Origin of the sequence: Actinosynnema sp. NPDC023794 (genome assembly GCF_040639675.1) — a bacterium.
Taxonomy (GTDB): domain Bacteria; phylum Actinomycetota; class Actinomycetes; order Mycobacteriales; family Pseudonocardiaceae; genus Actinosynnema; species Actinosynnema luteola.
On record NZ_JBFAFR010000002.1, the window covers coordinates 374,508 to 398,743 of the forward strand.

Here is a 24,236-nt window from a genome sequence, read left to right on the forward strand (position 1 = left end):
CATGGACGTCGTCGCGCTGCACCGCTTCGTCACGGCCGCCGGCCGTACGTGGGACGACGTGACCGTCGTGGACGCCGGCGCCGTCGGCCTGCGGCACGCGCTGAACGTGTGCCGGGCCGACCCCGCCGTCGTCGTGTCCGGCGCCGACCCGGCGGAACTGGCCCGCGGGTTGGCCGGGTGGCGGCGCGCGCTGGTGGTCGAGTCGGCCGCCGGTCTGTCCACTGTGGACCCCGCGGACGCGGTCGCGCGCCCGTGGTCCGAGCCCGGCGCGATCCTGTGCCTGGCCGAGCAGAACTTCGCGCCCGCCGGCGAGGGCTGGGCGCTGCCGGACGGCGACTTCGCGCAACGCGACGGCATGATCGCCGTCGCCGAGGTGCGGGCGCTGGTGCTGGCCAGGCTCGCGCCGCGCCCCGGCGTGCTGGTGTGGGACGTCGGCGCCGGCCCCGGCGCGATCGGCGTCGAGTGCGCCCGGCTCGGCGCGGCCGTCGTCGCGGTCGAGCGCGACCCCGTGCAGTGCGTGCGGATCATCGCCAACGCCTCCGCGCACGGCGTGGACGTGCGCGTGGTCGAGGCCGAGCTGGGCGACGCGGGTGAGCTGCCCCGGCCGGACGCGGTGTTCGTCGGCGGCGGTGGCGCGGACGTGGTGCGGCGGTGCGTGCGGTCGGGCGCCCGGCGGGTCGTGGTGGCGACCCCGGACCTGGACCGCGTGCTGCCCGCGCGTGACGCGCTGCTGGAGGCCGGGTACGAGGTCGAGGGCAGCCAGGTGTCCGCCGCGCGGCTCACCGGCGGCACGTTGCTGGCCACCAACCCGGTGACCGTGCTGTGGGGAGTGAAGAAGGCGTGATCGGTGTGTTCGCCGCCGGCGAGCGGGGGCGGCGGGCCGCGGTCGAGCTGGCCGGGTTCCTCGGGCCCGACGCGGTGGTGCCGGACGGTCCGATCGGGCCCGCGTTGCGCGCGTTGTGGCCCCGGCTGGGCTCGGCGGTGTTCTTCCTCGGCACGGAGGCGACCGTGCGGCTGGTGGCGCCGTTGCTGCGCGACGAGCGGGCCGACCCGGGCGTGGTGTGCGTGGACGGCGGGTTCGCCGTGTCGCTGCTCGGCGGCGCGGACGCCCTGGCCGAACGGGTCGCCGACGTGCTCGGCGCGCAGGCCGTGATCACGGCGGCGTCGGCGGGTTCGCCGCTGGACGAGCTGGTCGAACTGCTCGACGCCACCGTGGAGGGCGACCTGGCCGCCTGCGGCGAGGCGGTCCGGTCGGGCGAGCTCGTGCTGCTGGCCAACCCGCTCGGCTTCCCGTTGCCCGCGCTGCCGGACAACGTCGTCTCCCACGGCCACGGGGCGGCGTGGAGCGTCCTGGTGGACGACCGCGTGCCCAAGGGCCCCGCCGACGACCGCGTGGTGCGGGTGGTGCCGCGCACGCTCGTCGTGGGCGTCGGGTCGAGCACGGGCGTGTCGGCGGCGGCGGTGTCGGCCGCGCTGGCGGCGTTGGAGGAGGAGCGCGGGCTGGACCTGCGCGCCGTCCGGGCGTTCGCCACGCTGGACCGCAAGGTCGCCGAGCAGGGCATCGCGGACGCGTTGGAGGACTGGGGCTTCTGGCACGACTCGACCACCGCGCCGCTGCTGTCCTACCCGGGCGAGGAGCTGGCGGTGATCCCGGTGCCGAACCCGGCGGAGCTGGCCATCGGCATCCCGAGCGTGGCCGAGGCGGCGGCGCTGCGCGGCGCGGTGGAGCTGTCCGCCGGCGGCCGGGTGGAGATCGCGGCCGAGAAGGTGAAGGGCGCCGGCGTGACGGTCGCCGCCGCACGGGTGCGGCCACGCGGCCGGTTGGCGCTGGTGGGGCTGGGTCCGGGTGACGCGGACGAGCGCACGCCGCGCGCCGAGGCCGAGCTGCGGCGGGCCTCGGTCGTGGTGGGCAGCGCCGAGTGCGTGGCGCAGGTGCGGCACCTGCTGCGGCCCGGCACCAAGGTGGTGTCGGACGGCGCGGTGCGGCTGGCCGAGGACGGCGCGGCGGTGGCGTTCGTCGAGGCGGGCGCCGGGCCGGATGTTGCCGGGCCGGTTCGCGCCGATGTCGTCCGCGTGACGGGTGTCACTCGTCAACTGTGAAGTGCCGACGAGCCGTCTAAAGGCGGTTGTCGGCTCCGTCGTCTTGGTCCTAGCTGGAGGTGCGCCCGCACAGGGCGTCCCTGCACTGGAAGGATCGACATGGCGAAAACCCTGCGTCGCCTGCTCACCGTCCTGGCCGCGACGGTGGCCGCGATCGGTCTGATGACCACCGCGCCCGCCTCGGCCGAGACCTCCTCCGACACCGGCGTGTCGCCGTTCATCGTCGGCGGCTCCCGCGTGTCCACCAGCACCTACCCGTGGGTCGTCTACCTGGCCACCAGCACCGGCGGCCAGTTCTGCGGCGGCACGCTGGTCAAGGCCAACAAGGTCGTCACGGCCGCGCACTGCGTCAGCGGCCGGAGCGCGTCGAGCACCCGCGTGGTGCACGGCCGCGACGACAAGCAGAGCACGGCGGGCACCGTGGCCACGGTGAGCCGGATCTGGGTGCACCCCAGCTACCGGACCGCGAGCTCGGGCTACGACGTCGCGGTGCTGACCCTGGGCACCAACATCAGCTCCACCTACCTGCCGCTGGCCACCCCGTCCGACACCGCGCTGTACGCGGCGGGCACGAGCGCCCGGATCTACGGCTGGGGCACCACGTCCTCCGGCGGCTCGGCCTCGCGGTACCTGCTCGGCGCGACCGTGCCGGTGACGTCCGACGCGACCTGCCGCACGGCCTACTCCAACTACAGCCCGACCTCCATGGTGTGCGCCGGCTACCCGAACGGTGGCACCGACACCTGCCAGGGTGACTCGGGCGGCCCGCTGGTCGCGGGTGGCAAGCTGATCGGCGCCACCTCGTTCGGCCGAGGCTGCGCGCTCGCCGGCTACCCCGGCGTGTACGCGCGGATCGCCTCGTACTACTCCACGATCACCGCGCAGCTGTAATCACCCCGCGACGGGCCCACGACCGGGTGATTTGCCGGTCGGGGGCCCGTTCGGCGTGTTCGATCCCGGACATGCGCCGACTACTGCTCGTGATGCTGGTCGTGTGGTCCGCCGTGCCGGGTGTGGCGTCCGCGGCGGAAGGTCTGCACTCGTGCTCCACGTCGATCGAGGGCAAGACCGCCTCGGGGCGGTGCGAGGGCCGCGGGTCGTTCCGCCTGGTCGTCTCCTGCGAGAACGGCTCGACCGTCACCAGCTCGTGGCTCACCGTCATCAACGGCTTCGCCAAGACCAAGGTGCACTGCCGGTCGAACGCCCTGCACGCCGGGATCGAGCAGCGCGAGCTGAGGTTCCCATGATGTGAAGCACCCGGGTTGGACAGGACATGTCCGGTGTGGATGCTTCTACCCATGCACGGTGAACAGCACTACCTCGTGGGCCTGGACCTGACCGGTCGGCGGGTCGTCGTCGTCGGCGGTGGCACGGTCGCGCAGCGCAGGCTGCCCAGGCTGGTCGCGGCGGGCGCCAGGGTGGAGGTGATCTCGCCCGAGGTGACCCCGGCGGTCCAGGGCCTCGTCGACGGCGGCGAGGCGGTCTGGCACGCCCGCGAGTACGCCGACGGCGACCTCGACGGCGCCTGGTACGTGCTGGCCTGCACGTCCTCGCCCGAGGTGAACGCGCGGATCACGGCGGACGCCGAGGAGCGCCGCGTGTTCTGCGTGCGCGCCGACGTCGCCGTGAAGGGCACCGCCGTGACGCCGGCGGTCGGCGAGCACGACGGCCTGCTGGTCGGCGTCCTCGCGGGCGGGCAGCACCGCCGTTCCGCCGGGGTCCGCGACGGCCTGCTCTCGGCGTTGCGCGACGGCTCCATCGCCGACCACCACGACCAGCCGGCGGGCGTCGCGCTGGTCGGCGGCGGCCCCGGCGACCCGGACCTGATCACCGTGCGCGGGCGCAGGCTGCTGGCCAGGGCGGACGTCGTGGTGGCCGACCGGCTCGCGCCGCGCGAGCTGCTGGACGAGCTGCCGCCGCACGTCGAGGTGGTGGACGCGGCGAAGATCCCGTACGGCCGCGCGGCGACGCAGGACTTCATCAACACCACCCTGGTCGAGCACGCCAAGGCCGGCCGGTTCGTGGTCCGCCTCAAGGGCGGTGACCCGTACGTGTTCGGCCGTGGCTTCGAGGAGCTGATCGCCTGCGCCGAGGCGGGCGTCCCGGTCACCGTCGTGCCCGGCGTGACCAGCGCGTTCGGCGTGCCCGCGCTGGCGGACGTGCCGGTGACGCACCGGGGCGTGGCGCACGAGGTGGTGGTCGTGTCCGGGCACGTGGCGCCGGACGACGAGCGGTCGCTGGTCGACTGGTCGGCGTTGGCGCGGCTGAGCGGCACGGTCGTGATCCTCATGGGGGTGGAGCGGGCGGCGGCGTTCGCGGACGCCCTCATGGCGGGTCGTCCGGGGGACACCCCGGTGTCGGTGATCCAGGAGGGCGGCACCCGCACGCAGAAGGTCGTGCGGTCGACGCTGGCGTCCCTGGCCGCGGACATCGCCGAGCACGGCATCCGCCCGCCCGCGATCATCGTTGCGGGACCGGTTGCCGCGCTGGCGGACGAGCTTCCGTTCCGCTCCTGAGCGCCAACCCCGCCCCGGCGGCCACGACCACCGCCAGCCCGCCCAGGGCTGCCCACGTCGTGGCGCCGGGGTGGACCAGCGGCTCACCGCGCAACGCCTGCCAGACCAGCACCGCGAACAACCCGGCGTAGCCGAGGGCGGCCACCGCGACCAACCGGGTGCGGACCCGTTCGGCGAGCCCGACCGCCGCGAGGGCGAGCACCAGCAGGACCATCACCTGCAACCCGTGCATCCCGACGAAGTGCGGCACGCGCAGGTCCCCGCCGGTCGTGCTCCACCCCGTGATCGGCATGCCCGCCCCGCCGTCGAGCACGCCGACGCTGTGCCCGCCCACCAGCTCGACTTCCCGCCCACCCGCGTCGACCGCCGTGACGGGCTCGCGCGGACCCACCATCAGGTAACCCGACGCCATGCCGAGGACGGCCAGGTAGAGCCCGCCCCGCACGGCCCACCGCACGTCCGGCCGCCCGAAGCGCTGGAACGACAGCACGAGCGCCAGCACCACGTTGGCCAGGAACATCGCCGGGATCAACGTCGCGAAGGTCTGCTGCACGAAGCGGTTCAGCGGGTCGTCGGAGCCGTTGAAGTGGGTGAACATGCCCCGACCCGCCTGGAGGACGATCAAGCCGACCTCCAGGAGCATGATCCCCGCGATCACCGTCGCCGTCCCGGACGTCCACCTCCGCCCGCGGTGGGGCAGGGAGAGCATCCACGACAGCGTCGCCGAGTAGATCGCCAACGACAACGTGAACTTGAACGGCTTGGCCCACAACGGCACGTCCTGCAGCACCCGCCCGTCGACCACCATCGCCACCGCGCACCCCAGCGCGCCCACCGCCATCACCACGGCCAACCACAGGGTGGGCCGGTGCCAGGTCTTCGTCATGCCGACCAGCCTCGGCCGTCGACCGATCAAGATCACTGGTGCCGGCCGGCCACTGCGCGGTAGGGCCGGCCATGCCCTCGGTGGGACAATGGCGGCGAGTGGAACGGGGACGTCGTGGCGGTGTGGGTGCGGCTCGCCGGGGTGGGGCTGGCCAGGGTGAGGTTCGCCTACTCCCCGGTGTTCGAGACCGTGATGGCGGTCGACGGCCTGCGGACACCGGGTGCGCACGCCGTGCACCTGCCGTGGGTGCGGTGGGCGCGGGAGCGGGTCGAGGGGATCGCCGGGCTGGACGCGTTGCTGGCCCGGCTGGAGGGTCCGGCGAAACCGGCCGACCTGATGCCCGTGCCGGACGTGCGGATGCCCGACCTGGAGGCCGAACTGCGCCACGTGCCCCGACCCGAGGCCGATGTGATCCGCCGCTGCCACGACCGCCTCGTCGCGCCGCACTGGAAGCGCATCACGGCCGTCCTCGAAGCGGACATCGCGGCACGTGCGGCGACCCTGGCCGACCAGGGCGTGGAGGCGGTGTTCCACGACCTCCACCCGGAGGTCACGTGGGCCGACGGCGAACTGGTCCTGCACCGCAAGCCCGAGCACCGCGTCGACCTGGCCGAGCGTGGTCTGGTCCTGTGCCCGAGCGTGTTCTGCTGGCCGAAGGCGTGGATCGCGATCGACCCGGTGGGCCAAGGGGTGCTGCGCTACCCGGCCCGAGGCATCGGCACGCTGTGGGAGGACCGGGAGGCGCCGCACGACCTGGCGGCCCTGATCGGCCGGACCCGCGCCCACCTGCTCACGTTGCTGGAAGCGCCGAGGAGCACGACGGACCTGGCGGCGGCACTCGGCGTCACGGCGGGCGCGGTGTCGCAGCACATCGGCGTCCTGCGAGCCGCCCGCCTGGTCACCACGCGCCGCGAAGGCCGGCACGTGCTGCACATGCGCACCGCTCGGGCCGACACGCTCATGAGCTGATCACGACCCGGGCCAGGGCGTGGCCGAACCGAGCCGGAGCCCGAGCTCCCGCGCGGGCTCCACCACGTGCCCGTGCTCGCACACCGGCACGAGCGACACCTTCCCGCCGCACCCGACGTGCTCCGGCTCGACCGGCGGCGGCCCGTCGGCCAGGTGCCGGTCGCGAGCCGAACTCCTGGTGTGGCACGCGTTCCAGCAACCCGGCGGCGGGGCGGACGACGTCGGTTTCGTGTCCGTGGACTCGCCGTACGTCGAGGTGGACCGGGAGCACGCGCGGACGGCGTTGCCGGGCGCCCGGACCCACATCGCGTTCTGCGTGCGGATGAACCGGGACAACGTGCCCAGCCCGCTGCGCAGCATCGCCAACACCGAGTCCCACCAGACCCTGGACGACGCGGACGCGGTGGGGCACCGGCTGACCGAGGCCCTCCAGCGGGCCGGGCACCGCGCCGTCCACCCGGCCGCCGCGTCCCGCAGGAGATCGACGACTTCCCCGGGCACGGGTGGGTCGTCTCGCACAAGCTGGTGGCGCAGGCGGCGGGCCTCGGCCGGATCGGCATCCACCGCAACGTGATCCACCCGAGGTTCGGCAACTTCATCCTGCTCGGCGCCGTCGTGGCCGACTTCGACGTGGACGAGCACCCGCGGCCGACCGACTTCAACCCGTGCCTGGAGTGCAAGCTGTGCGTGTCTGCGCGCCCGGTCGGCGCGACCTCGAAGGACGGCGCGTTCACCTTCCGGGACTGCTACACCCACAACTACCGGGAGTTCATGAGCGGCTTCACCGACTGGGCGGAGAACGTCGCCGACAGCGCGGACCGCGACGACTACCGCCGCCGCGTGACGCCGGCGGAATCGGCGTCGATGTGGCAGAGCCTGGCGTTCCGCCCGAACTGCAAGGCCGCGCACTGCATGGCCGCGTGCCCGGCGGGGGAGGACGTCATCGGTCCGTTCCTGGACGACCGCGGGGCCTTCCTCGCCTCGGTGGTGAAACCCCTGCAGGACAAGGAGGAGCAGGTCTGCGTGGTGCCGGGCTCGCCGGCCGAGGCCCACGTCCGCAAGCGCTTCCCCCACAAGACCGTCCGCCGGGTGTCGAACGGCCTGTGACCCGCGCACGACAACGGCACCCCGCCCGGTGGACGAGGTGCCGTTGCCGAAGATCGCCGGACTAGTGCTGGGCCACCCGGCGCGGGCGACCCGAGTTGCCGCCGCGGTCGCGCTCGGAACGGCCGCCGCGGAAGCCGCCGAAGCCACCACCGTTGCCGCCGCCGCTGCGCCGTGGCCCACCGCCGCCGCCTCGACGGGCGCGGACCGGGACCTCGGGCTCGACCACGGGGATGCCGCTCGGCACGCGGGCGCCCGTGATGCGAACCAGCTCCTCGTCACCGGGGCGGACCTTGGTCGAGGTCGGGCGGACGCCCGCCCGCGCGGTCAGGCCCTGCACGGTGCGCCGCTGGTCGTGCGTGACCAGGGTGACGACCGTGCCGGACTGGCCCGCGCGCGCCGTGCGACCGGCGCGGTGCAGGTAGTCCTTCGGGTCGGCCGGCGGGTCGACGTGGACCACGAGGCTCACGTCGTCCACGTGGATGCCGCGCGCCGCCACGTCGGTGGCGATCAGCACCGGCATGCTGCCCTCGCGGAACTGGGTGAGGACGCGCGTGCGCGCGCTCTGCGCCTTGCCGCCGTGCAACGCGCCGGCGTGCACGCCCATGGACCGCAGCTTCTTGGCCAACCGGTCGACGTGGTGCTTGGTGCGCACGAACATGATCGTGCGGCCCTCGCGCGCGGCGACTTCGGTGACCACGTTCTGCTTGTCCTCGGCGGACACGAACAGCAGGTGGTGGTCCATCGTGGTGACGCTGCCGGTGGGCGGTGAGACCGAGTGGACCACGGGGTCGTGCAGGTACTGGCGGACCAGCTTGTCCACGTCGCCGTCGAGCGTCGCGGAGAACAGCAGCCGCTGGCCGTCCTGCGGCGTCAGGTCGAGGATCGCCCGGACCTGCGGCATGAAGCCCATGTCCGCCATCTGGTCGGCCTCGTCCAACGCGGTGAACATGACCTCGGACAGGTCCGCCGTGCCCTGCCGCACGTGGTCGGACAACCGGCCGGGGGTGGCGATCAGCAGGTCGACGCCACGGCGCAGCGCGTCGACCTGACGCGGGAACGACGTGCCGCCGACGACCGTGCGGCACCACAGGCCCAGCGAGCGGGCGAACGGGTTGAGGGCTTCCTCGACCTGCATCGCCAGCTCACGGGTGGGCACGAGCACGAGCGCGCGCGGCTTGAGCGGCTTGGCCCGGCCACCGGTCAGGCGGGACAGCAGGGCGAGGCCGAACGCCAGCGTCTTGCCGGAGCCGGTCTGACCGCGACCGAGGAGGTCGCGACCCGCCATGGCGTCCGGCAGCGTGGCGGCCTGGATCGGGAACGGCTCGGTGATGCCCGCCTGCTCGAGCGCGCGCAGCAGCTCGTCGGACAGGCCCAACTCCGCGAACGAGGGCAGCGGGCCCTCGGGCATGGTGCTCTCGACGTGGTCGGGAATGGTGGTCGCCAGCTCCGCGGCGGGAGCGGGACGACGGTTGCCCTGGCCTGGGCGCCTGCTGCTGCGGGACTTGCGGAACTGCGGGCGCTCGGAACGGCCTTGGGACATTGTCGGCAAAACAAACCTCCGGGACACGGCACGTCTCGAGGATTGCTCTGCTTGAGCAGGCGCGATCGCGGGGACGGGCCCGGCGCGCGGATCGCGCCGATAGTGGTTGGGAAGCACCACCGGCCACTCTGGCGGCCTGGGGCACTCAGTGGCGCCACCGGGCGGTGCACCACTCAGTCTAGCTGATCACGCGGCGGAGTTCGTCACCCCGGCGGTGTTCTCGCGCACACGGGTGGCGAGCCGGGCGATCACGTGGGCTCCGCCGACGATCACCGGGAACCACAAAAGGCCACGTGGCGACGGGTTCACCTCGATCCCCGCGCGCCGGAGCCGACGCAGCGCCCACCAGCTGAACGGAGCAACGACGGTCGGTGCGGTGAGCACTCCGGGCGTATAACCGCGGAACAGCGCGCTGCTCGCCACGTGCATGACGGCGTGCAGCCCGAAACCGGTGAGCGCCGACTGGAAGAACTTCGACCTCCCGCAGGTGCGCGCGCCATCCGCCGCCGCCGCGGCGATCACGACCCCGACCACGCCGATGGCGATCGCCGCCTCCGTCGTCGTGGTCGTCGGCACGTGCTTCCGCCCGCGCGTCCAGCGGGCCATGGTCGCCAGCTCTTCGAGGTCGTGCACGACCCACGCGGCGAGCAACCCCCAGGTGACCCTCTTGCCGACCTCCTCGCCGACCGCACCGCTCTTGCTGGGCATGGCAATTACGTTACATGATGTAACGCATGGCAGGACGCCCCCGCAACGCCGAGATCGACCGCGCGCTCACCCGAGCCACCCTCGACCTGCTCCAGGAGGTCGGCTTCGACGCGTTGACGCTCGACGCCGTCGCCGCCCGCGCGGGTGTGAGCCGACCGGCCCTGTACCGGAGGTGGCCGACCAAGCTGCACCTCGTCGCGCACGTCCTGCTGACCGACGTCGTGCCGATGGCCGACCCGGACACCGGCAGCGCGCGCGAGGACCTGCTCCGGCTGGCGACCGCGCTGGTCGACGGCCTGTCGTGGGTGGTGCTCGCGGCGCACGCCGAGGCCAGGCGCGTGCCCGGCCTGGTCGACGGCTTCCTGGCCGACCGGCACGCGCTGGTCGACGAGGTCGTGCGGCGCGGGGTGGCGCGCGGCGAGCTCCGGGCCGGTGTCGACCCGGAGCTCGTGCGCGACCTGCTGTTCGGCCCGCTCGTCTACCACTGGCTGGCGACGGACGGGCGCCGTTCGCCGGACGCGGTCTTCGACCTCGTCTGGCCCCTGTTCACCGCAGTCCGGCCAGGTCCAGCAGCATCTCGGTGACGTCGCGCGGCTCGGCCAACTCCGGTGACAGGCCGTGCGAGGTGAACCAACCGGCCACGTTGCGCACGTCCCGTTCCAGGAACTCGGGCCCGCGCGGGTTCGCCACCAGGTCCACCACCTGCGGCAGGTCGATCACGATCAGCCGCCCGTCGTGCACCATGAGGTTGAACGCGGACAGGTCGCCGTGCCCGAGCCCGGCGGACGCCATCACGCCCAGCGCGTCCACCAGCTGCCGCCAGAGGTCGGGCAACTCGTCCGGCTCCGGCCGCAGCTGCGCCAACCTCGGCGCCGCCGCGCCGTCCGTGCCGACGAACTCCAGCAGCAGCTCGGTGCCGTCGCGCTGCACCGGGTAGGGCACCGGCGCGCCCAACTGCCAGAGCCGGGCCAGCGCGGCGAACTCGGCCACCGCCCACCGCTCGGCGATGAGGTTGCGGCCGAACGCGCTGCGGTTCGCCATCGCGCGCATCTCGCGCGACCGGCGCATGCGCCTGCCTTCGAGGTAGCCCGCGTCCCGGTGGAACAGCCGGTGGTCGTTGCTGCGGTACCGCTTCGCGGCCAGCAAGCACGACCGGTCGGTGCCGGGCATCGCGCGTTCCAGCAGGAAGACGTCCGCCTCCTTGCCGGTCTTCACGATCCCCAGCTCGCGGTCCACCGCGGACAGGTCGGTGACCAGCCACTCCGGGTGCGGCTTCGGGCCCTGGTCGGCGTCGCCCCAGGTGGACCAGCGGTCGCCGTCCTCCGGGGTGTCCGCCGCGACGGCGTCCTCCCGCATCTGGGCGAGGCGGTCCTTGGCCTCCTCGGTGAGCCGGCCGCGACGGCCCGGCTCGACCTCTCCCTCACGGCGGGAGGCGGCCTTCTTCGCTTTTTTGGCACGCCACTTCAGGTCGTCGGCGTGGTCGAACTCGGATTCGAACTCGGTGTGCTGATCGTGCTCGCGCACTGGATGGGCTCCAGGTGAAGAGGGGGTGATCGCCCCCACCCGGCGCGGTGTGGTCTTTCGCGCGGGTTCGCGTCAGGCGCGTGGGGCGAGCGGACGGGTCGGTGCCACGTCCCGGACAGCTGTCGCCATCTGGCACCTCCTCGACTCCGCCGTGGTCTGCCACCACCGGCGCTCTGCGCGTACGGGCACAGGTTGCCCGGCCCCGCGGCACGGCCGCAACCGAATTACCGCGAGCCCAGCCCGCCGCTCTGGCGCGACTCCGCGCGGTAGCTGCCGCGCTCGCCCATCCAGGCCGCGGCCAGCTGGGCGATCACCAGCGAGTCGTGCCGCAGCACGCGTTCGTCGTGCCACTGGGCCGCCCTCGGCGCGACGGCCAGCATCCGCTGCCGGGCCGTGCCGCTGAACTCCACCAACGCGGCCACCGCCTCGTCGACCTCGTCCGGCGCGAGCGGCCGGGGCGTCGCGGTGTCGGGCAGCGAGAGGGCGGTGTCGGTGAATGTCGCCGAGGTGCCGAGGTCGCGGGCGAGCTGGTGCTCCACCGACTCCGCGTTGACCTGCCGCTGCTGCCACGTGGAATCGGCCAAAGCGAGCCGCAGGCCGAGCAACCGGGCCAGGCACACACCGGACCACACCCGCTCCAGCGCTTCCGGCGCGCCGAGCGCGTCGGTCCGCAGGTCCTCGGTGATGCCCCGCAACTGGGCCGGGGTGACCGGTTCCGAGAACGTGGTGCTCGGGGTGTCGCGGGGTGTGTCGGGGGTCACCCGGTCATTCTGGCACCACCCTCGCGAGTGGTGACAATACGTGGGGTTCGGTCACGCAGATGGCCGTCAGCGGTGCGAGAACGACCGGCGGTAATCCTTCGGCGCAACTCCCACCACGGACGTGAAGTGGTGGCGCAGCAGCGCGGCCGTGCCGAAGCCCGAGCGGTGGGCCACGTCCTCCACGGTCAGGCGCGTCTCCTCCAGCAGCTGGCGGGCGCGCAGCACCCGCTGGGTGGTGAGCCAGCGGTGCGGTGTCGTGCCGGTCTCGGCGGCGAAGCGGCGGGCGAAGGTGCGTTCGGACATGCTCGCCCGTTCGGCCAGGCTCGCGACGGTGTGCTCCTGGTCGAGCTGGTCCTGGAGCCAGGCGAGGAGCGGCTGGAGGCTGTCGGCCTGGTGCGGCGTCGGCAGTTCGACGAACTGGCGCTGCCCGCCGTCGCGCTGCGGCGCGACGACCATGCGGCGCGCGATGACCGCCGTGGCGGCTGCCCCGAACTCGCGGCGGACCACGTGCAGGCTCGCGTCGATGCCCGCGGCCGTGCCGGCGCTGGAGACGATGTCGCCGTCGTCCACGAACAGCACGTCCGGGTCGACCTCGGCGCGGGGGAAGCGCTCGGCCAGCGCGGCGGCGTGGCGCCAGTGGGTGGTGCAGCGGCGGCCGTCCAGCAGGCCCGCCGCGCCGAGGACGAACGCGCCGCTGCACACCGACAGCAGCGTGGCGCCGCGCCGGTGGGCGTCGCGGAGGGCTTCGAGGAGGTGCGGCGGGTACTCGTCGCGGACCTTCGCGGCGGCCACGGCGACCAGGTCGGCGTCGGCCAGCGCGTCGAGGCCGTGGTCGGCGATCAGGGACGCGCCGACGTCCGTGCGGATCGGCTCGCCGGGGCGTTCGCCGCAGACCCGGAAGTCGATCAGCGGGACGCCGTCGTCGGTGCGGTCCGCGCCGAAGACCTCGCAGAGCACGCCGAACTCGAACGGGGTGGCGCCGTCGATCAGGACGGCCGCAACGGTGCGCAGCATGCCGTCACAGTACTTGGCAGGATTTTGATGCACAACGGCAAGACTGCCAGTTGTGGCAGATTCTTGCGCACCGCACAGTTAGTGCCATGACTGAGATCCTGTTCGCCCTGGCCGTCGTCGCGCTGGTCGTCTACGGCCTGGAGCGCAACCACCGGCGTCGACTCGGTTTCGGCTCCCGCCTGGCGGGCAGCACGGACACCGAAGACCGCGACCTGCCGCGCGTGGCGGCCGACCTGCACGCCATCGCCGCGCACCCGACGGCGAACCGTCCCGCCGCGCACCGGCGTCAGGTCGCGCCCGTGCGCTCGATCCGTCCGGCCTGACTGTCAGACGACCAGGTCGGCGGTCCGGGTGCCGGTCGGCTCCACCCGCAGCCCGGCCCGGCCCGCGAGCCTGACCAGGCCCTTGAGGTCGGTCGGCTCGGACCGCGACTTGACGATCGCCTGCGCGAGCCGGCCCTTGTGCGCCTTGTTGAAGTGGCTGACCGCGTTGCGCCGCCCCTTGCCGTCCTCCGTGACCACGCGGATCACGGCGGCGGCGGGGATGCGGGCCAGCGAGGTGTACGGACTCGAACGCAGGTCGACGACGAACTCGTCGACGGCGGCCAGCACCGGTTCGAGCGCGGGCCGCCACAACCCGCCGAGCGGACCGACGGACGGCGGCACGCTGCCACCGGACAGCCGGTAGGCCGGAATCGGATCGCCGCCGCCGACCACGCCGAACAGCGCCGAGGCCACCGAGAGGCGCGCGAACGCCCGTGACTTCTCGGCCTTCGTCAACGCGTCGAGGCCGAGCGCGTCGTACAGCACCCCGGTGTACCTGGCCAGCGCGGGCAGGGTGGGTGAGCGGCGCAGTGCGGCGTTGCGCTCGACCTCGCCGGCCTGGCGTTCGGAGAGCCCGAGCACGGCGAGGCTCGCGGGGACGTCGGCGGCGAGCTCGACGAGCGCGTCGACGAGCTTGCCGCGCACCGGCGTGAGCTCCGGGTGCGACAGCAGGTCGAGGTCGAGGGGTGCGCCGGACCCACCAGGGGCTTTGGTCTCCGACGGGGGGAGCAGTACCAACACGAGGGCCCAGCCTATGCGCCCACCACCAGCCACTCCCGCCCCTGCTCCCTCCCGCCACCGTTCCCTGCGCCTGGGCGCAGACCGCTCTCGCGCGCCGACCGGGCCTGCCCGATGCCGGCCGCCACGCCCGCCCGATCCGCCCGCGAACCGACCGGCCCAGTCCTGCGCGCCGGCTGCTCCACCCGGCTCCCGACCAGTCCCCGGCCGGCCGCCCCCGTGACCTCCCCGTGGTGACCGCCCCCCGGCGGCCACTCGCCGTGGGTCAGCCGGCCTGGCCGACGCAGAACTGGTTGCCGTCCGGATCGGCCAGGACGGTCCAGGTCAGGCCCGGCACGGTGTGCTCGCTGATCTCCGTCGCGCCCAGCCCGACCAGCCGGGCCACCTCAGCCGCGCGGTCCTCGACGTGGGCGTCGAGGTGCACCCGGTTCTTGCCGGGCGTCGGGTCGTCGACGCGTTGCAGTCCCAGCAGCGGTCCGCCCTCGCCGCCCACCGCCGCCAGGACCAGGAACTCGCCCCAGTCGTGCTGGATCGAGGTGCCGAGCGCCTTCGTCCAGAAGTCCGCCAGCCGCTGCGGGTCCGTCGTGTCGATCGTGATCATGCCGATGGTGAGCGTCATGGCCCGGCACGCTAGCGACGACCACCGACAATTCCGCCGCGAACTCCCACCGCCCGCGTCCACCGAGCTAACCCGTTGGAACTGATCAGGGCACGTTCACTACCCTTTCCCGGACAACCCGCCCACGAGGAGCACCCACCGTGATCACGAGGATGTCGTCGCTGTTCCTGCGCACCCTGCGCGAGGACCCGGCCGACGCCGAAGTACCCAGCCACAAGCTGCTGGTCCGCGCCGGCTACGTGCGCCGCGTCGCGCCGGGCGGTTACTCGTGGCTGCCGCTGGGGCTGCGGGTGCTGCGGAACATCGAGCAGGTCGTGCGCGAGGAGATGGACGCCTTCGGCGCGCAGGAGATCCAATTCCCCGCGCTGCTGCCGAAGGAGCCCTACGAGGCGACGAACCGGTGGACCGAGTACGGGCCCAACCTCTTCCGCCTCAAGGACCGCAAGGGCGCCGACTACCTGCTCGGCCCCACCCACGAGGAGCTGTTCGCGCTCACCGTGAAGGGCGAGTACTCCTCGTACAAGGACTACCCGGTCACGCTCTACCAGATCCAGACCAAGTACCGGGACGAGGCGCGTCCCCGCGCGGGCATCCTGCGCGGTCGCGAGTTCCTGATGAAGGACTCCTACTCCTTCGACCTCGCCGACGAAGGGCTGGCGCAGTCCTACCAGCAGCACCGCGAGGCCTACGTCCGCATCTTCGAACGGCTCGGCCTGGAGTACGTGATCGTCTCCGCCACGTCGGGCGCGATGGGCGGCTCGGCGTCGGAGGAGTTCCTCGCGGTCGCGCCGACCGGCGAGGACACCTTCGTCCGCAGCACGGAGTCGGACTACGCGGCGAACGTGGAAGCCGTCGTCACGCCCGCGCCCCCCGAGCAGGACCCGGCGGCGCACCCCGCGGCGCAGGTGCACCACACGCCGAACACGCCGACGATCAAGACGCTGGTCGACTTCCTCAACGCCAACACCGACCGCACCTTCACCGCCGCGGACACCCTGAAGAACGTCCTGGTGAAGACGCGCGCGCCCGGCGAGGAGGACTGGTCGCTGCTGGCCATCGGCCTGCCCGGCGACCGCGACGTCGACGTCAAGCGCCTGGAGGCGGCGGTCGAGCCCGCCGAGGTGGCGATGCTGGAGGAGGCGGACTTCGCCCGCAACTCCTTCCTGGTCAAGGGCTACATCGGCCCGGCGGCGATCCAGGACAACGGCGTGAAGTACCTCGTCGACCCGCGCGTGGTGCGCGGCACGGCGTGGGTGACCGGCGCGGACAAGGCCGACCACCACGTGGTCGACCTGGTCGTCGGCCGCGACTTCACCCCCGACGGCACGATCGACGTGGCCGAGGTCCGCGAGGGCGACGCGTCGCCCGACGGCAAGGGCCTGCTGGTCGCCGCGCGCGGCATCGAGATCGGGCACATCTTCCAGCTCGGCCGCAAGTACGCGGACGCGTTCGCGCTGGACGCGCTCGGTCCGGACAGCAAGCCGATCCGGATCACCATGGGCTCGTACGGCATCGGCGTGTCCCGCCTGGTCGCCGTGATCGCCGAGCAGAGCCACGACGACCGCGGCCTGATCTGGCCGCGCAACGTCGCGCCCGCCGACGTGCACGTGGTCGTCGCGGGCAAGGACGAGACGCTGCTCGCGGGCGGCGAGAAGCTGGCGGGCGAGCTGTCCGCGGCGGGCCTCACGGTGCTGCTGGACGACCGCAAGGCGAGCCCGGGCGTGAAGTTCGCCGACGCCGAGCTGATCGGCGTGCCGACGATCCTGGTGGTGGGCCGCGGCCTGGCGAACGGCCTGGTCGAGGTCAAGGACCGCCGCACGGGCGAGCGCGAAGAGGTGCCGGTCGGCGACGCGGTCCAGCACCTGGTGAACGTCGTCAAGGGCTGAGCGCAGCCCCGTCCGGGCAGGTCGAACGAGGACCTGCCCGGACTCTAGGACCGGGTCAGCACCGCTGCCAGCACGGCCGCCGTGTCGGACAGGTCGTCCAGCACGACGTGCGCGCCGGCTTCCCGCAGTTCCGCGACGCCACTGCGGCCCGTCGCCACGCCGATGGCGACGGCGCCGTGGTGCAGCGCGGCGTCCACGTCGTGCGGTGTGTCTCCGATGACCACGGACCGGAACTCGCGGGCGTGCTTGGCCGTGGCCAGCCGCACCGCCTCCAGCACCAGCGCGGGCCGGTGCTCGGACACCGAGCCGTAGCCGCCGATCTCGAAGTCCAGGTGCTCGTCGAGCCCGAACGCCGCCAGCTTGTGCCGGGCGATCTCCACGAGGTTCCCGGTGACCAGCGACTGCACGACGTCCTCCCTCGCCGCCAATGCCTTCAGCGCGGCCAAGGCGCCCGGGAGCGCGTGCCCGCGGGCCGGCAGCAGGTCGCGTTCCCGCGTGGCCACGTCGATCAGCTCGGCGTGCAGCCGGGCCACCAGTTCCTCGGTCGGCTCCAGGTCGTGCGCCGTCAGCAGCTCACGCGTGATGGCGCGCTCGGTGCGGCCGGGGAAGCTGGGCACGTGCACGAGGTCGAGGCCCGACGTCGCGCGGAACGCGGTGCGGTACCACTCGTGCCCGAGGCCCCTGGCGTCGATCAACGTCAGGTCGATGTCCCACAGCACCAGCGTGTTCACGGCAGCCGCACGCTGTCCAGGATGCGCTTCACGTCCTCGTCCGAGGGTCCTTCGGCCACGTGCGGCCCGCCCTCGGCGACGTTGAGCGCGAACACCGCCACCTCGGACCCGTTGCGCACGGCGACCGCGCTGACCGTGGCCCTGGGCGCGTAGCAGGCGCTGGCGGACTGGGGCGTCACCTCGACGCTGAGCCGGACCACCCCGTCGTCACCGGACTCGACGCGCGGCTCGCCGATCTCGGGCGGCGCGTCGTTCACCGTGTACCCGCCGGCGGCGATCCGGTTCACCAGCTCGGTGGCGACCTGCTCCGGGTCGTCGTGGACGACCGAACCGGCCATCGCCTGCGCCTGGATCATGCTGCGGCCCTGGCACTGGAACGGCCGCGACACGTACGTCGTGCTCAGCTTGACCCGCCCGGACGAGCCGGCGCCGCTGGACTCCCAGGACGGCGGCAGCTCGTAGGACAGGCCCGCCTTCTCGTCGTCCACCGCCTGCCAGTCCGGCTCGGCGGTGGTCGACGTGGTCGACGTCGAGGTGGGCCGCGCCGCCTGACCGTCGCCGGAGTCGAGCACCACGATCGCCGTGACGCCGCCGCCGACGACGAGCAACGCGACCACGCCCAGCGCGATCCACAGCGGCGCGCGGCTCGGCCGCTTCGGCGGTTGCTGCTGGTAGACGCCCAGTCCGGAGTAGCTCACCGGCTCAGCGGCTTCACGGAGTCGACCATGCCCTGCAGATCGGCCTCGGCCGGCGACTTCGGCTCGGCCGGGCCGCCTTCGAGGTCGCCGTTCGCCATGAACACGTGGAAGCCCTTGTCCCCCTTGAGGACCAGGACCTTGACCATGCCCTTGGTGGCCAGGCACTCGTCGCCGGACGTGGTGGCGGTCGCGTCGACCTGCACGCCCTCGATGTCGCCCAGCGGGCTCGGCAGCTTCACCGGCTTCGGCTCACCCAGCTTGACCTCGGACTTCGGCGCGGACTTGTAGTACTGCGTGGCGAGCTTCTGGGCGAAGTCCTTGGCCACCGCGGTGAGGTCGGTCTGAGGCACCACGACACCGCCCGCGCCGCCGCGGGTGAAGCCCTTGCCGCCGCAGTCGTACGCGCCGTTGACGGTGAGGCCGGTCAGCTTCACGTCCGGCATGGCCTCGACCGGCGCGCTGCCCGGCGAGGGCGACCAGCCCTTGGGCACGTCGTAGCTGTACGACAGGGCGGTCACCGGCAGGCAGTTCCAGCCCTGCTTGACGGGCTCGCAGGTGGAGTTCGGCGGGGTCGACGGCGTGGTCTTCGTGGTCGTGGTCGTCGACGTGCTGCTCGTCGTGGTGTTCTGCGCGACCGGCGGCGTGTCGTCCGGCCTGGTCAGCACGAACGCGGTCACGCCGCCGCCGACCAGCACGACGACGACCGCCCCGATCACGAGCCACAGCTTGGCCTTGCTCTTCTTCTCGGGCGGGGGTTCCTCACCGCCGGAGAAGACGCCGAGACCGCCGTACGAGCCGCCGTAGTTCTGCGGGAAGACCTGCTGCGGGTAGCCCTGGTCCTGCCGGCCCCAATCGCCCTGGTTGGGCTGGCCGCCCCAGCCGGACTGCCCGTCACCTGGGTAAGTCACGGCCCAAACCGTACCCGGTGCCGCTCGCGGCCCGGACCGCTCCGATCAATTCAGCGCACGTTGACTTCCGTGGGCGGCCGGTCGTAGGCTCTAATTCAACACTTGATGAACTACCTGGGAGGCACCATGGCCGCACTGCACGACCGGCCGCCGTCGGTCATCGCGGTGGCCACCGCCGTCGTGGGCGCGTTGATCGCGCTCGTGCTGGGCCTGCTGACGTTCGGGGTCCAAGCGACGGTCCACCCCGACGCCGTGCCGCTAGCGGTCGCCGTCGGCGCCGACGCGCCACCGCCGCTGCGCGGTGTCGCCGACAAGGTGGCCGGCAGCGACGTGGCGGAAGTCTCGTGGCGGGTGACCACGCCGGAGGACGCGCGGGAGCTGCTGTCCCGCCAAGAGGTATACGGAGTGCTCGAACTCGCGCCCGACGGCGCGACCGTGCTGCTGTCCGGCGCGGTGAACCCGTCCGGCACGCAGGTCGCCCAGCAGGTGCTCGGCGGCGTCGTCCGAGGTGCCGGGATGGAGGCGAAGGTCGTCACGCTCGACCCGGCGTCCGCCGCCGGTCGCACGGCGCCGTTGGCCGCGAGCGCGCTGCTGTGGATCGCCGGTCTGATCGCCGCCGCGGCGTTCACGGTGCTGGCCCGCAAGCCGACCCTGGTCGGCCGGCTCACGGGCATCGCCACCACGACCGTTCTCGGCGTGGCCGTGGTCGCGGGCCTCTTCGCCCTGTGGGACTCGTCCCTGCCCCTCACCACCACCGTGCTCGGCTACCTCGCCCTGGTCGGCGCGGCGTTCGCGCTGGTCCAGGGTGCGCTGCTGAGGCTGCTCGGCATCCGCGCGATGGCCCTGCTCGGCCCGCTGTACCTGATCGCGCCCGCCGTCGCCGGTCAGGTGCCGGAGCTGATCGACCCCGTCTACCGCGCCCTGCTGTGGTCCTGGACCCCGTTCCGCTTCTCCACCGAGGGCGTGCGCGCCCTGCTGCACGGCGGGTCGCTCGACACCGCCCAGGTCTGGGTGTTCGTGGGGCTGGCCGCCGCGGGGCTGCTCGTCCTGCTGCTACCCGGCCAGAAAGCTCAGCCGGACCTTGCGGACGGGGTTGTCGACGTTGGTGTCGACGAGGCAGACCGACTGCCAGGTGCCGAGCGCCAGCACACCGCCTAGCACCGGGATCGTCGCGTAGGGCGGCACGAGCGCGGGGAGCACGTGGTCACGGCCGTGACCGGGCGACCCGTGGCGGTGCCGCCACCGCCCGTCGGCGGGCAGCAGCTCGCGCAACGCGGTCAGCAGGTCGTCGTCGCTGCCCGCGCCGGTCTCCAGCACCGCCAGGCCCGCGGTCGCGTGCGGCACCCAGACGTGCAGCAGGCCGTCGCCGTCCACGTCGGCCAGGAAGTCCTCGCAGGCGCGGGTCAGGTCGTGGACGACCTCGGCCGAGCCGGTGCGGATCTCGATCTCTTCGCTGCGCATGCCTCCAGAGCTTAAATCGCGGTGCGCCACCGCCGCCCGATCAGGCACGATGCCCCACGTGATCCACACCGCGATCGTCACCGGGGCCAACCAGGGCATCGGGGCGGCGACCGCCAAGGCGCTCGCCGCCCGGGGCGTCAACGTCCTCATCTCGTTCCTGCGCTTCGCGCCCGCGCCGGACCCGAGCCTGCCGCGCGAGTACTTCACCGCCCGCGAGTCGGACGCGGCCGACGTGGTCGCCGCCATCACCGAGGCCGGCGGCAAGGCGCACGCGCTGGAGGTCGACCTGACCGACCCACTCGCGCCCGCCACGCTCTTCGACACCGCGGAGAGGGTCTTCGGACCGGTCGACATCCTGGTCAACAACGCCTCCAGCTGGGTGCAGGACACGTTCCTGGCCGTCGAGACCGACCAGTTCGGCCGCGTCCTCCAGGCCGTCACGCCCCAGACGTTCGACGCGCAGTTCGCCGTGGACGCCCGCGCAGGCGCGCTCCTGATCGCCGAGTTCGCCCGCCGGCACATCGCCCGCGGCGGCAACTGGGGCCGCATCGTCGGCCTGACCTCCGGCGGCCCGCTCGGCTTCCCCAGCGAGGTGTCCTACGGCGCGGCGAAGGCGGCGCTGGACAACTACGCCATGTCCGCGGCGGCCGAGCTCTGGCCGCACGGCATCACGTCCAACGTCGTCAAACCGGGCGTCACCGACACCGGCTGGGTCAACGACGCGGTGCGCGCCGAGCACGACGTCTCCCAACCCGAGGACGTGGCCGACGTGGTCGCGTTCCTCTGCTCGGACGCCGCCGCGAAGGTGACGAAGAACGTCATCACCCTGCACTGATTCCACCCGACGGGCTATTACCCGCTGGTAACATAGGTGCCGTGAAAGCATCGCGACTGCGCCGCGGCATGAACCTGTGGCCACCGTTCCTGTTCGCCGGCATCCGCGTGGTCGAGCTGTCCGACGACTACCGCCACGCCAAGGTCCGGATGCGGATGCACTGGTGGAACCGCAACTACGTGGGCACGCACTTCGGCGGCTCGCTGTTCGCGATGACCGACCCGTTCTGGATGCTGCTGGTGCTGCACCACCTCGGCCGCGAGCACCTGGTGTGGGACCGGGCGGGCGAGATCGAGTTCGTCAAGCCGGGCCGCGGCACCGTCCACGCCGAGTTCCACCTGACCGACGAGCACCTCGACGAGCTGCGCACCCGCGCCGCCGCCGACAGCAAGGCCCTGCTGTGGTTCTCCACCGACGTCGTGGACTCCGCGGGCGAGGTGGTCGCCCGCACCCGCAAGCAGGTCTACGCCCGCCGCAAGAACCGCAAATCGGTGGACGACGGGGTCACCGAGAACGTGTGATCACCCCATGCGCTCAGCCTTCGGCACGACCTTCGACGTACCCCTCGGCTACCTGAACACCGCCAGCATCGGCGTCCCGCCCGCCCCCGCCGCCACGGCCGTCGCGGACGCCGTGCGCCGGTGGTCGGCCGGCGCGGACGGCCCGGGCGCGGTCGACGAGCACGTGACGACGGCGCGCAGGGCGTTCGGCCACCTCGTCGGCGTGCCGTCCGAGCGCGTCGCGATGGGCGCGTCGGGCTCCCAACTCGTGTCCCTCGTCGCCGCCGGACTGCCGGCCGACGCCTCGGTCCTCGTCGCGCGCGGCGAGTTCACCAGCCTGACGTTCCCCTTCGCCGCCCGCGGCTTGCGGGTCACCGAAGTCGATCTCGACGAGATCGTCGCCCACGCCGGCGCGCACGACCTCGTCGCGGTCAGCGTCGTCCAGTCCGCCGACGGGCGCATCGTCGACCTGGACGGCCTGCGCGCGACCGGCGTGCCGGTCCTGCTGGACGCGTCCCAGGCGATCGGCTGGCTACCGCTCGACCTGGGGTGGGCCGACTGGGTCGTGGCCGTCGGTTACAAGTTCCTGATGGCGCCACGCGGCTGCGCCTGGCTGGCGTGCTCTCCTGCGGCCCTGGAGCGCACGGTGCCCGTGGCGGCCAACTGGTACGCCGGCGACGACCCCTGGAGCACGGTCTACGGCCTTCCGCTCCGCCTCGCCCCCGACGCCCGCCGACTCGACCTCTCCCCGGTCCTGCTGTCCCAGTTCGGCGCCGCCGTCTCCCTGCCCCTCCTCGCCTCGCTGGACCAGGGGGCGGTCCGCGACCACAACGTGGCCCTGGCCGACGCCCTGCTCACCGGCCTCGACCTGCCGCCACGGGGAACGGCGATCGTCTCCCTCGACCTCCCCGACGCCGCCGACCGACTCGCGGCGGCCGGCGTGCGGTCCAGCGTCCGAGCCGGCCGCGTCCGCCTGGCCTTCCACCTCTACAACACCGTCGAGGATGTCGATCAGGTGCTCACAGCGCTCGCCTGACCCTCTTCCGTTACCGTGGGTCTTTGTGTCGGTTCCTCCCGAATCACCCGAAGAGGTGACGCAGCGGATCCCGCCCATCCGACCGTCGGACACCGCCCCGCTGTGGCGGTCGGAGATCGGGCAGTTGGACTCGCTGCTGAGCTCACCTCCGCCCCCGCCACGCCGCGAGCCCGCCGCTCCCACAGCGCACCCGCGTCGCGGGATGGTGCTCAAGGGCCTGGGCCTGCTCGGCGTGGCGGTGGTGTCCGGCCTGGTGTGGCTGGTCGTGATGCCGAAGAACACCCCGACCGGCACCCCCGCCACCACGTCCGCGCCGTCGGGCGAGTTCTCCTTCGCCGCGTCGTCCGACGTCCCCGAGCCCTTGAAGGACAGCGACTGCGCGGCGCACGCGTACGGGCAGACCAAGACGTTCCTGACCAACACGCCGTGCCAACAACTCACCCGCGGCCTGTACACGACGACCACCCCTGACGGGGTGACGGTCTACACGTCCGTGTCAATCGTGCGGATGAAGACGACCGAGGACGCCGCCACCCTGAAGGACCTGACCACCCGCGACGGCACCGGCAACGTCAACGACCTGGTCAAGGACGGCGCAGTCCGCGTCCCGAACCTGACCACCCTGGCCAACGGCGGCTTCGCCGCCCGCCTCCAAGACCGCGACGTGATCATCATCGAATCGGACTCCGTCAAACACGGCCCCGACGAGACCGCTCACAACCAGCTGATGAAGCGGATCAGCAACGACGCCTTCCGCCTCGCCGCCGACCTCAACGCCTGACCCACCCCGCCGCCCCGCCACGCTCGCCCTTCCCCAAAGGAGGGCTTCGTGTCGTCCCGCCGACCTGGCCCCGCCCTACCGCGCGTGTCAACTTGATCCTCAAGCTCTCGGACCCCGATCAGGGCTCTTGGACCCCGCCGCCCTGGCAGCCCTCACCCAACCCCCGCCCCGGGAAACGCGATCGACGCCGGCGTCACCCCCGCCACCTTCCTCCACCGCGTCGCCCGCACCGCCGACACCGTCAACGCGTCCAACGCCGACGTCCGCAACGCCCCGTCACCGGTCCGCTCCAACACCCCGCGCCAAGCCACGCACGCATCCGTCTCCACCGTGATCAACGCCGCGATCGCCGACGCCGCGCTGTCCACCGGCTGAGGCGGCAGGTACGCCGCCGCCGGAGGCCTGGGCGTCGCGCCGGCATCGCGCAACCACCGCTCCGTCACATCCCGCCGCGCCCGGTGCGCGTTCGCCCCGTCCGCCACCGCCGCCGACTGCTGGGGCACCGAGATGAACGCGCTGACCAGCCCGTACGTCCACACCGCCGCGTGCTCCGCCGCCAACGCGTCCTGCACCGCATCCACACTCACGACAAACC

At 73.0% G+C, this 24,236-nt stretch carries 29 protein-coding genes; 15 read left to right on the forward strand and 14 right to left on the reverse strand.

All coding sequences use genetic code 11. The features are described from left to right. The first annotated feature begins 1 nt into the window (after position 1). From AB0H12_RS06290 to cobA, 5 genes are all read left to right on the forward strand, one after another. Entirely contained in the window at positions 2–844 is an 843-nt protein-coding gene (locus AB0H12_RS06290; RefSeq protein ID WP_499621245.1) for a bifunctional cobalt-precorrin-7 (C(5))-methyltransferase/cobalt-precorrin-6B (C(15))-methyltransferase, read from the forward strand. Beyond that, a complete protein-coding gene (locus AB0H12_RS06295) occupies positions 841–2,100 on the forward strand; it encodes a cobalamin biosynthesis protein (RefSeq protein ID WP_499621246.1) in 1,260 nt (419 codons plus the stop codon). The genes AB0H12_RS06290 and AB0H12_RS06295 overlap by 4 nt, the downstream gene beginning before the upstream one ends. A 99-nt stretch (positions 2,101–2,199) precedes the next feature. Further along, complete coding sequence (locus AB0H12_RS06300) at positions 2,200–2,991, forward strand: S1 family peptidase (protein ID WP_499621247.1); 792 nt, start codon at positions 2,200–2,202, stop codon at positions 2,989–2,991. A 71-nt stretch (positions 2,992–3,062) separates the two neighbouring features. After that, complete coding sequence (locus tag AB0H12_RS06305; RefSeq protein WP_499621248.1) at positions 3,063–3,347, forward strand: hypothetical protein; 285 nt, start codon at positions 3,063–3,065, stop codon at positions 3,345–3,347. Between the two features lie 51 nt (positions 3,348–3,398). After that, positions 3,399–4,616, forward strand: a complete 1,218-nt coding sequence (gene cobA, locus AB0H12_RS06310; RefSeq protein WP_499621249.1) for a uroporphyrinogen-III C-methyltransferase — start codon at positions 3,399–3,401, stop codon at positions 4,614–4,616. Here the strand turns inward: cobA and AB0H12_RS06315 are convergent. Next, positions 4,561–5,502, reverse strand: a complete 942-nt coding sequence (locus tag AB0H12_RS06315) for a hypothetical protein (protein WP_499621250.1) — start codon at positions 5,500–5,502, stop codon at positions 4,561–4,563. The genes cobA and AB0H12_RS06315 overlap by 56 nt on opposite strands. 114 nt (positions 5,503–5,616) lie before the next feature. On the opposite strand from AB0H12_RS06315, the gene AB0H12_RS06320 reads away from it, so the two are divergent. Further along, positions 5,617–6,471, forward strand: coding sequence for an ArsR/SmtB family transcription factor (locus tag AB0H12_RS06320; RefSeq protein WP_499621252.1), 855 nt, complete (start codon positions 5,617–5,619; stop codon positions 6,469–6,471). Here AB0H12_RS06320 and AB0H12_RS06325 read toward each other — a convergent pair whose 3' ends face one another. Next, positions 6,472–6,972, reverse strand: coding sequence for a hypothetical protein (locus AB0H12_RS06325; protein WP_499621253.1), 501 nt, complete (start codon positions 6,970–6,972; stop codon positions 6,472–6,474). Between the two features lie 24 nt (positions 6,973–6,996). Between AB0H12_RS06325 and AB0H12_RS06330 the strand changes: the two genes are divergently transcribed. Then, a complete protein-coding gene (locus AB0H12_RS06330) occupies positions 6,997–7,578 on the forward strand; it encodes a 4Fe-4S binding protein (RefSeq protein WP_499621254.1) in 582 nt (193 codons plus the stop codon). A 61-nt stretch (positions 7,579–7,639) separates the two neighbouring features. Here the strand turns inward: AB0H12_RS06330 and AB0H12_RS06335 are convergent, their stop codons facing one another. Next, positions 7,640–9,118, reverse strand: coding sequence for a DEAD/DEAH box helicase (locus AB0H12_RS06335; protein ID WP_499621256.1), 1,479 nt, complete (start codon positions 9,116–9,118; stop codon positions 7,640–7,642). Positions 9,119–9,304: 186 nt separating this feature from the next. Further along, on the reverse strand, positions 9,305–9,826 hold the full coding sequence (locus tag AB0H12_RS06340; protein ID WP_499621258.1) for an HXXEE domain-containing protein: 522 nt from the start codon (positions 9,824–9,826) through the stop codon (positions 9,305–9,307). A 26-nt stretch (positions 9,827–9,852) separates the two neighbouring features. On the opposite strand from AB0H12_RS06340, the gene AB0H12_RS06345 reads away from it, so the two are divergent. Next, on the forward strand, positions 9,853–10,410 hold the full coding sequence (locus AB0H12_RS06345; RefSeq protein WP_499621260.1) for a TetR/AcrR family transcriptional regulator: 558 nt from the start codon (positions 9,853–9,855) through the stop codon (positions 10,408–10,410). Here AB0H12_RS06345 and AB0H12_RS06350 read toward each other — a convergent pair. From AB0H12_RS06350 to AB0H12_RS06360, 3 genes are all read right to left on the reverse strand, one after another. Further along, positions 10,373–11,350: a serine protein kinase RIO gene (locus AB0H12_RS06350; protein WP_499621261.1), complete on the reverse strand. Its 978-nt coding sequence runs from the start codon at positions 11,348–11,350 to the stop codon at positions 10,373–10,375. The two genes, AB0H12_RS06345 and AB0H12_RS06350, sit on opposite strands and share 38 nt — an antisense overlap. A 224-nt stretch (positions 11,351–11,574) precedes the next feature. Beyond that, positions 11,575–12,111, reverse strand: a complete 537-nt coding sequence (locus AB0H12_RS06355; RefSeq protein ID WP_499621263.1) for a hypothetical protein — start codon at positions 12,109–12,111, stop codon at positions 11,575–11,577. A gap of 66 nt (positions 12,112–12,177) precedes the next feature. Then, positions 12,178–13,125 carry a helix-turn-helix domain-containing protein gene (locus tag AB0H12_RS06360; RefSeq protein ID WP_499621265.1) on the reverse strand — a complete coding sequence of 316 codons (948 nt, stop codon included), beginning with the start codon at positions 13,123–13,125 and terminating at the stop codon, positions 12,178–12,180. 86 nt (positions 13,126–13,211) lie between these two features. On the opposite strand from AB0H12_RS06360, the gene AB0H12_RS06365 reads away from it, so the two are divergent. Beyond that, positions 13,212–13,448, forward strand: a complete 237-nt coding sequence (locus AB0H12_RS06365; RefSeq protein WP_499621266.1) for a hypothetical protein — start codon at positions 13,212–13,214, stop codon at positions 13,446–13,448. A 3-nt stretch (positions 13,449–13,451) separates the two neighbouring features. Here the strand turns inward: AB0H12_RS06365 and yaaA are convergent, their stop codons facing one another. Together yaaA and AB0H12_RS06375 are read right to left on the reverse strand one after the other, a co-directional pair. Beyond that, the gene (gene yaaA / locus AB0H12_RS06370) at positions 13,452–14,189 is read right to left on the reverse strand and encodes a peroxide stress protein YaaA (RefSeq protein WP_499621268.1); all 738 of its coding nucleotides are present in this window, start codon (positions 14,187–14,189) and stop codon (positions 13,452–13,454) included. A gap of 262 nt (positions 14,190–14,451) precedes the next feature. Next, positions 14,452–14,805 carry a VOC family protein gene (locus AB0H12_RS06375; protein ID WP_499621269.1) on the reverse strand — a complete coding sequence of 118 codons (354 nt, stop codon included), beginning with the start codon at positions 14,803–14,805 and terminating at the stop codon, positions 14,452–14,454. 140 nt (positions 14,806–14,945) lie between these two features. On the opposite strand from AB0H12_RS06375, the gene AB0H12_RS06380 reads away from it, so the two are divergent. Beyond that, the gene (locus AB0H12_RS06380; protein WP_499621270.1) at positions 14,946–16,691 is read left to right on the forward strand and encodes a proline--tRNA ligase; all 1,746 of its coding nucleotides are present in this window, start codon (positions 14,946–14,948) and stop codon (positions 16,689–16,691) included. Between the two features lie 44 nt (positions 16,692–16,735). On the opposite strand, the gene AB0H12_RS06385 is transcribed toward AB0H12_RS06380, so the two are convergent. From AB0H12_RS06385 to AB0H12_RS06395, 3 genes are read right to left on the reverse strand one after another with little or no spacing between them, the layout of a single operon-like run. Further along, positions 16,736–17,422, reverse strand: a complete 687-nt coding sequence (locus AB0H12_RS06385; protein ID WP_499621271.1) for an HAD family hydrolase — start codon at positions 17,420–17,422, stop codon at positions 16,736–16,738. Continuing rightward, positions 17,419–18,120 carry a DUF8017 domain-containing protein gene (locus tag AB0H12_RS06390; protein ID WP_499621273.1) on the reverse strand — a complete coding sequence of 234 codons (702 nt, stop codon included), beginning with the start codon at positions 18,118–18,120 and terminating at the stop codon, positions 17,419–17,421. Before AB0H12_RS06390 ends, AB0H12_RS06385 begins: the two co-directional genes overlap by 4 nt. Continuing rightward, positions 18,117–19,028 carry a DUF8017 domain-containing protein gene (locus AB0H12_RS06395; protein WP_499621274.1) on the reverse strand — a complete coding sequence of 304 codons (912 nt, stop codon included), beginning with the start codon at positions 19,026–19,028 and terminating at the stop codon, positions 18,117–18,119. Before AB0H12_RS06395 ends, AB0H12_RS06390 begins: the two co-directional genes overlap by 4 nt. A 126-nt stretch (positions 19,029–19,154) precedes the next feature. Here AB0H12_RS06395 and AB0H12_RS06400 point away from each other — a divergent pair, with 126 nt between their 5' ends. Then, positions 19,155–20,186, forward strand: coding sequence for a YhgE/Pip domain-containing protein (locus tag AB0H12_RS06400; RefSeq protein ID WP_499621275.1), 1,032 nt, complete (start codon positions 19,155–19,157; stop codon positions 20,184–20,186). Here the strand turns inward: AB0H12_RS06400 and AB0H12_RS06405 are convergent. Further along, complete coding sequence (locus tag AB0H12_RS06405; RefSeq protein WP_499621277.1) at positions 20,082–20,489, reverse strand: YjbQ family protein; 408 nt, start codon at positions 20,487–20,489, stop codon at positions 20,082–20,084. The two genes, AB0H12_RS06400 and AB0H12_RS06405, sit on opposite strands and share 105 nt — an antisense overlap. A 49-nt stretch (positions 20,490–20,538) precedes the next feature. On the opposite strand from AB0H12_RS06405, the gene AB0H12_RS06410 reads away from it, so the two are divergent. From AB0H12_RS06410 to AB0H12_RS06425, 4 genes are read left to right on the forward strand one after another with little or no spacing between them, the layout of a single operon-like run. Next, positions 20,539–21,324 carry an SDR family NAD(P)-dependent oxidoreductase gene (locus tag AB0H12_RS06410; RefSeq protein WP_499621278.1) on the forward strand — a complete coding sequence of 262 codons (786 nt, stop codon included), beginning with the start codon at positions 20,539–20,541 and terminating at the stop codon, positions 21,322–21,324. Between the two features lie 41 nt (positions 21,325–21,365). Then, complete coding sequence (locus AB0H12_RS06415) at positions 21,366–21,845, forward strand: DUF4442 domain-containing protein (RefSeq protein WP_499621279.1); 480 nt, start codon at positions 21,366–21,368, stop codon at positions 21,843–21,845. 7 nt (positions 21,846–21,852) lie between these two features. After that, entirely contained in the window at positions 21,853–22,860 is a 1,008-nt protein-coding gene (locus AB0H12_RS06420) for an aminotransferase class V-fold PLP-dependent enzyme (RefSeq protein WP_499621280.1), read from the forward strand. Between the two features lie 25 nt (positions 22,861–22,885). Then, positions 22,886–23,641: a hypothetical protein gene (locus tag AB0H12_RS06425; RefSeq protein ID WP_499621282.1), complete on the forward strand. Its 756-nt coding sequence runs from the start codon at positions 22,886–22,888 to the stop codon at positions 23,639–23,641. 152 nt (positions 23,642–23,793) lie between these two features. Here AB0H12_RS06425 and AB0H12_RS06430 read toward each other — a convergent pair whose 3' ends face one another. Then, positions 23,794–24,228, reverse strand: a complete 435-nt coding sequence (locus AB0H12_RS06430) for a ferritin-like domain-containing protein (RefSeq protein WP_499621283.1) — start codon at positions 24,226–24,228, stop codon at positions 23,794–23,796. Between the last annotated feature and the right edge of the window lie 8 nt (positions 24,229–24,236).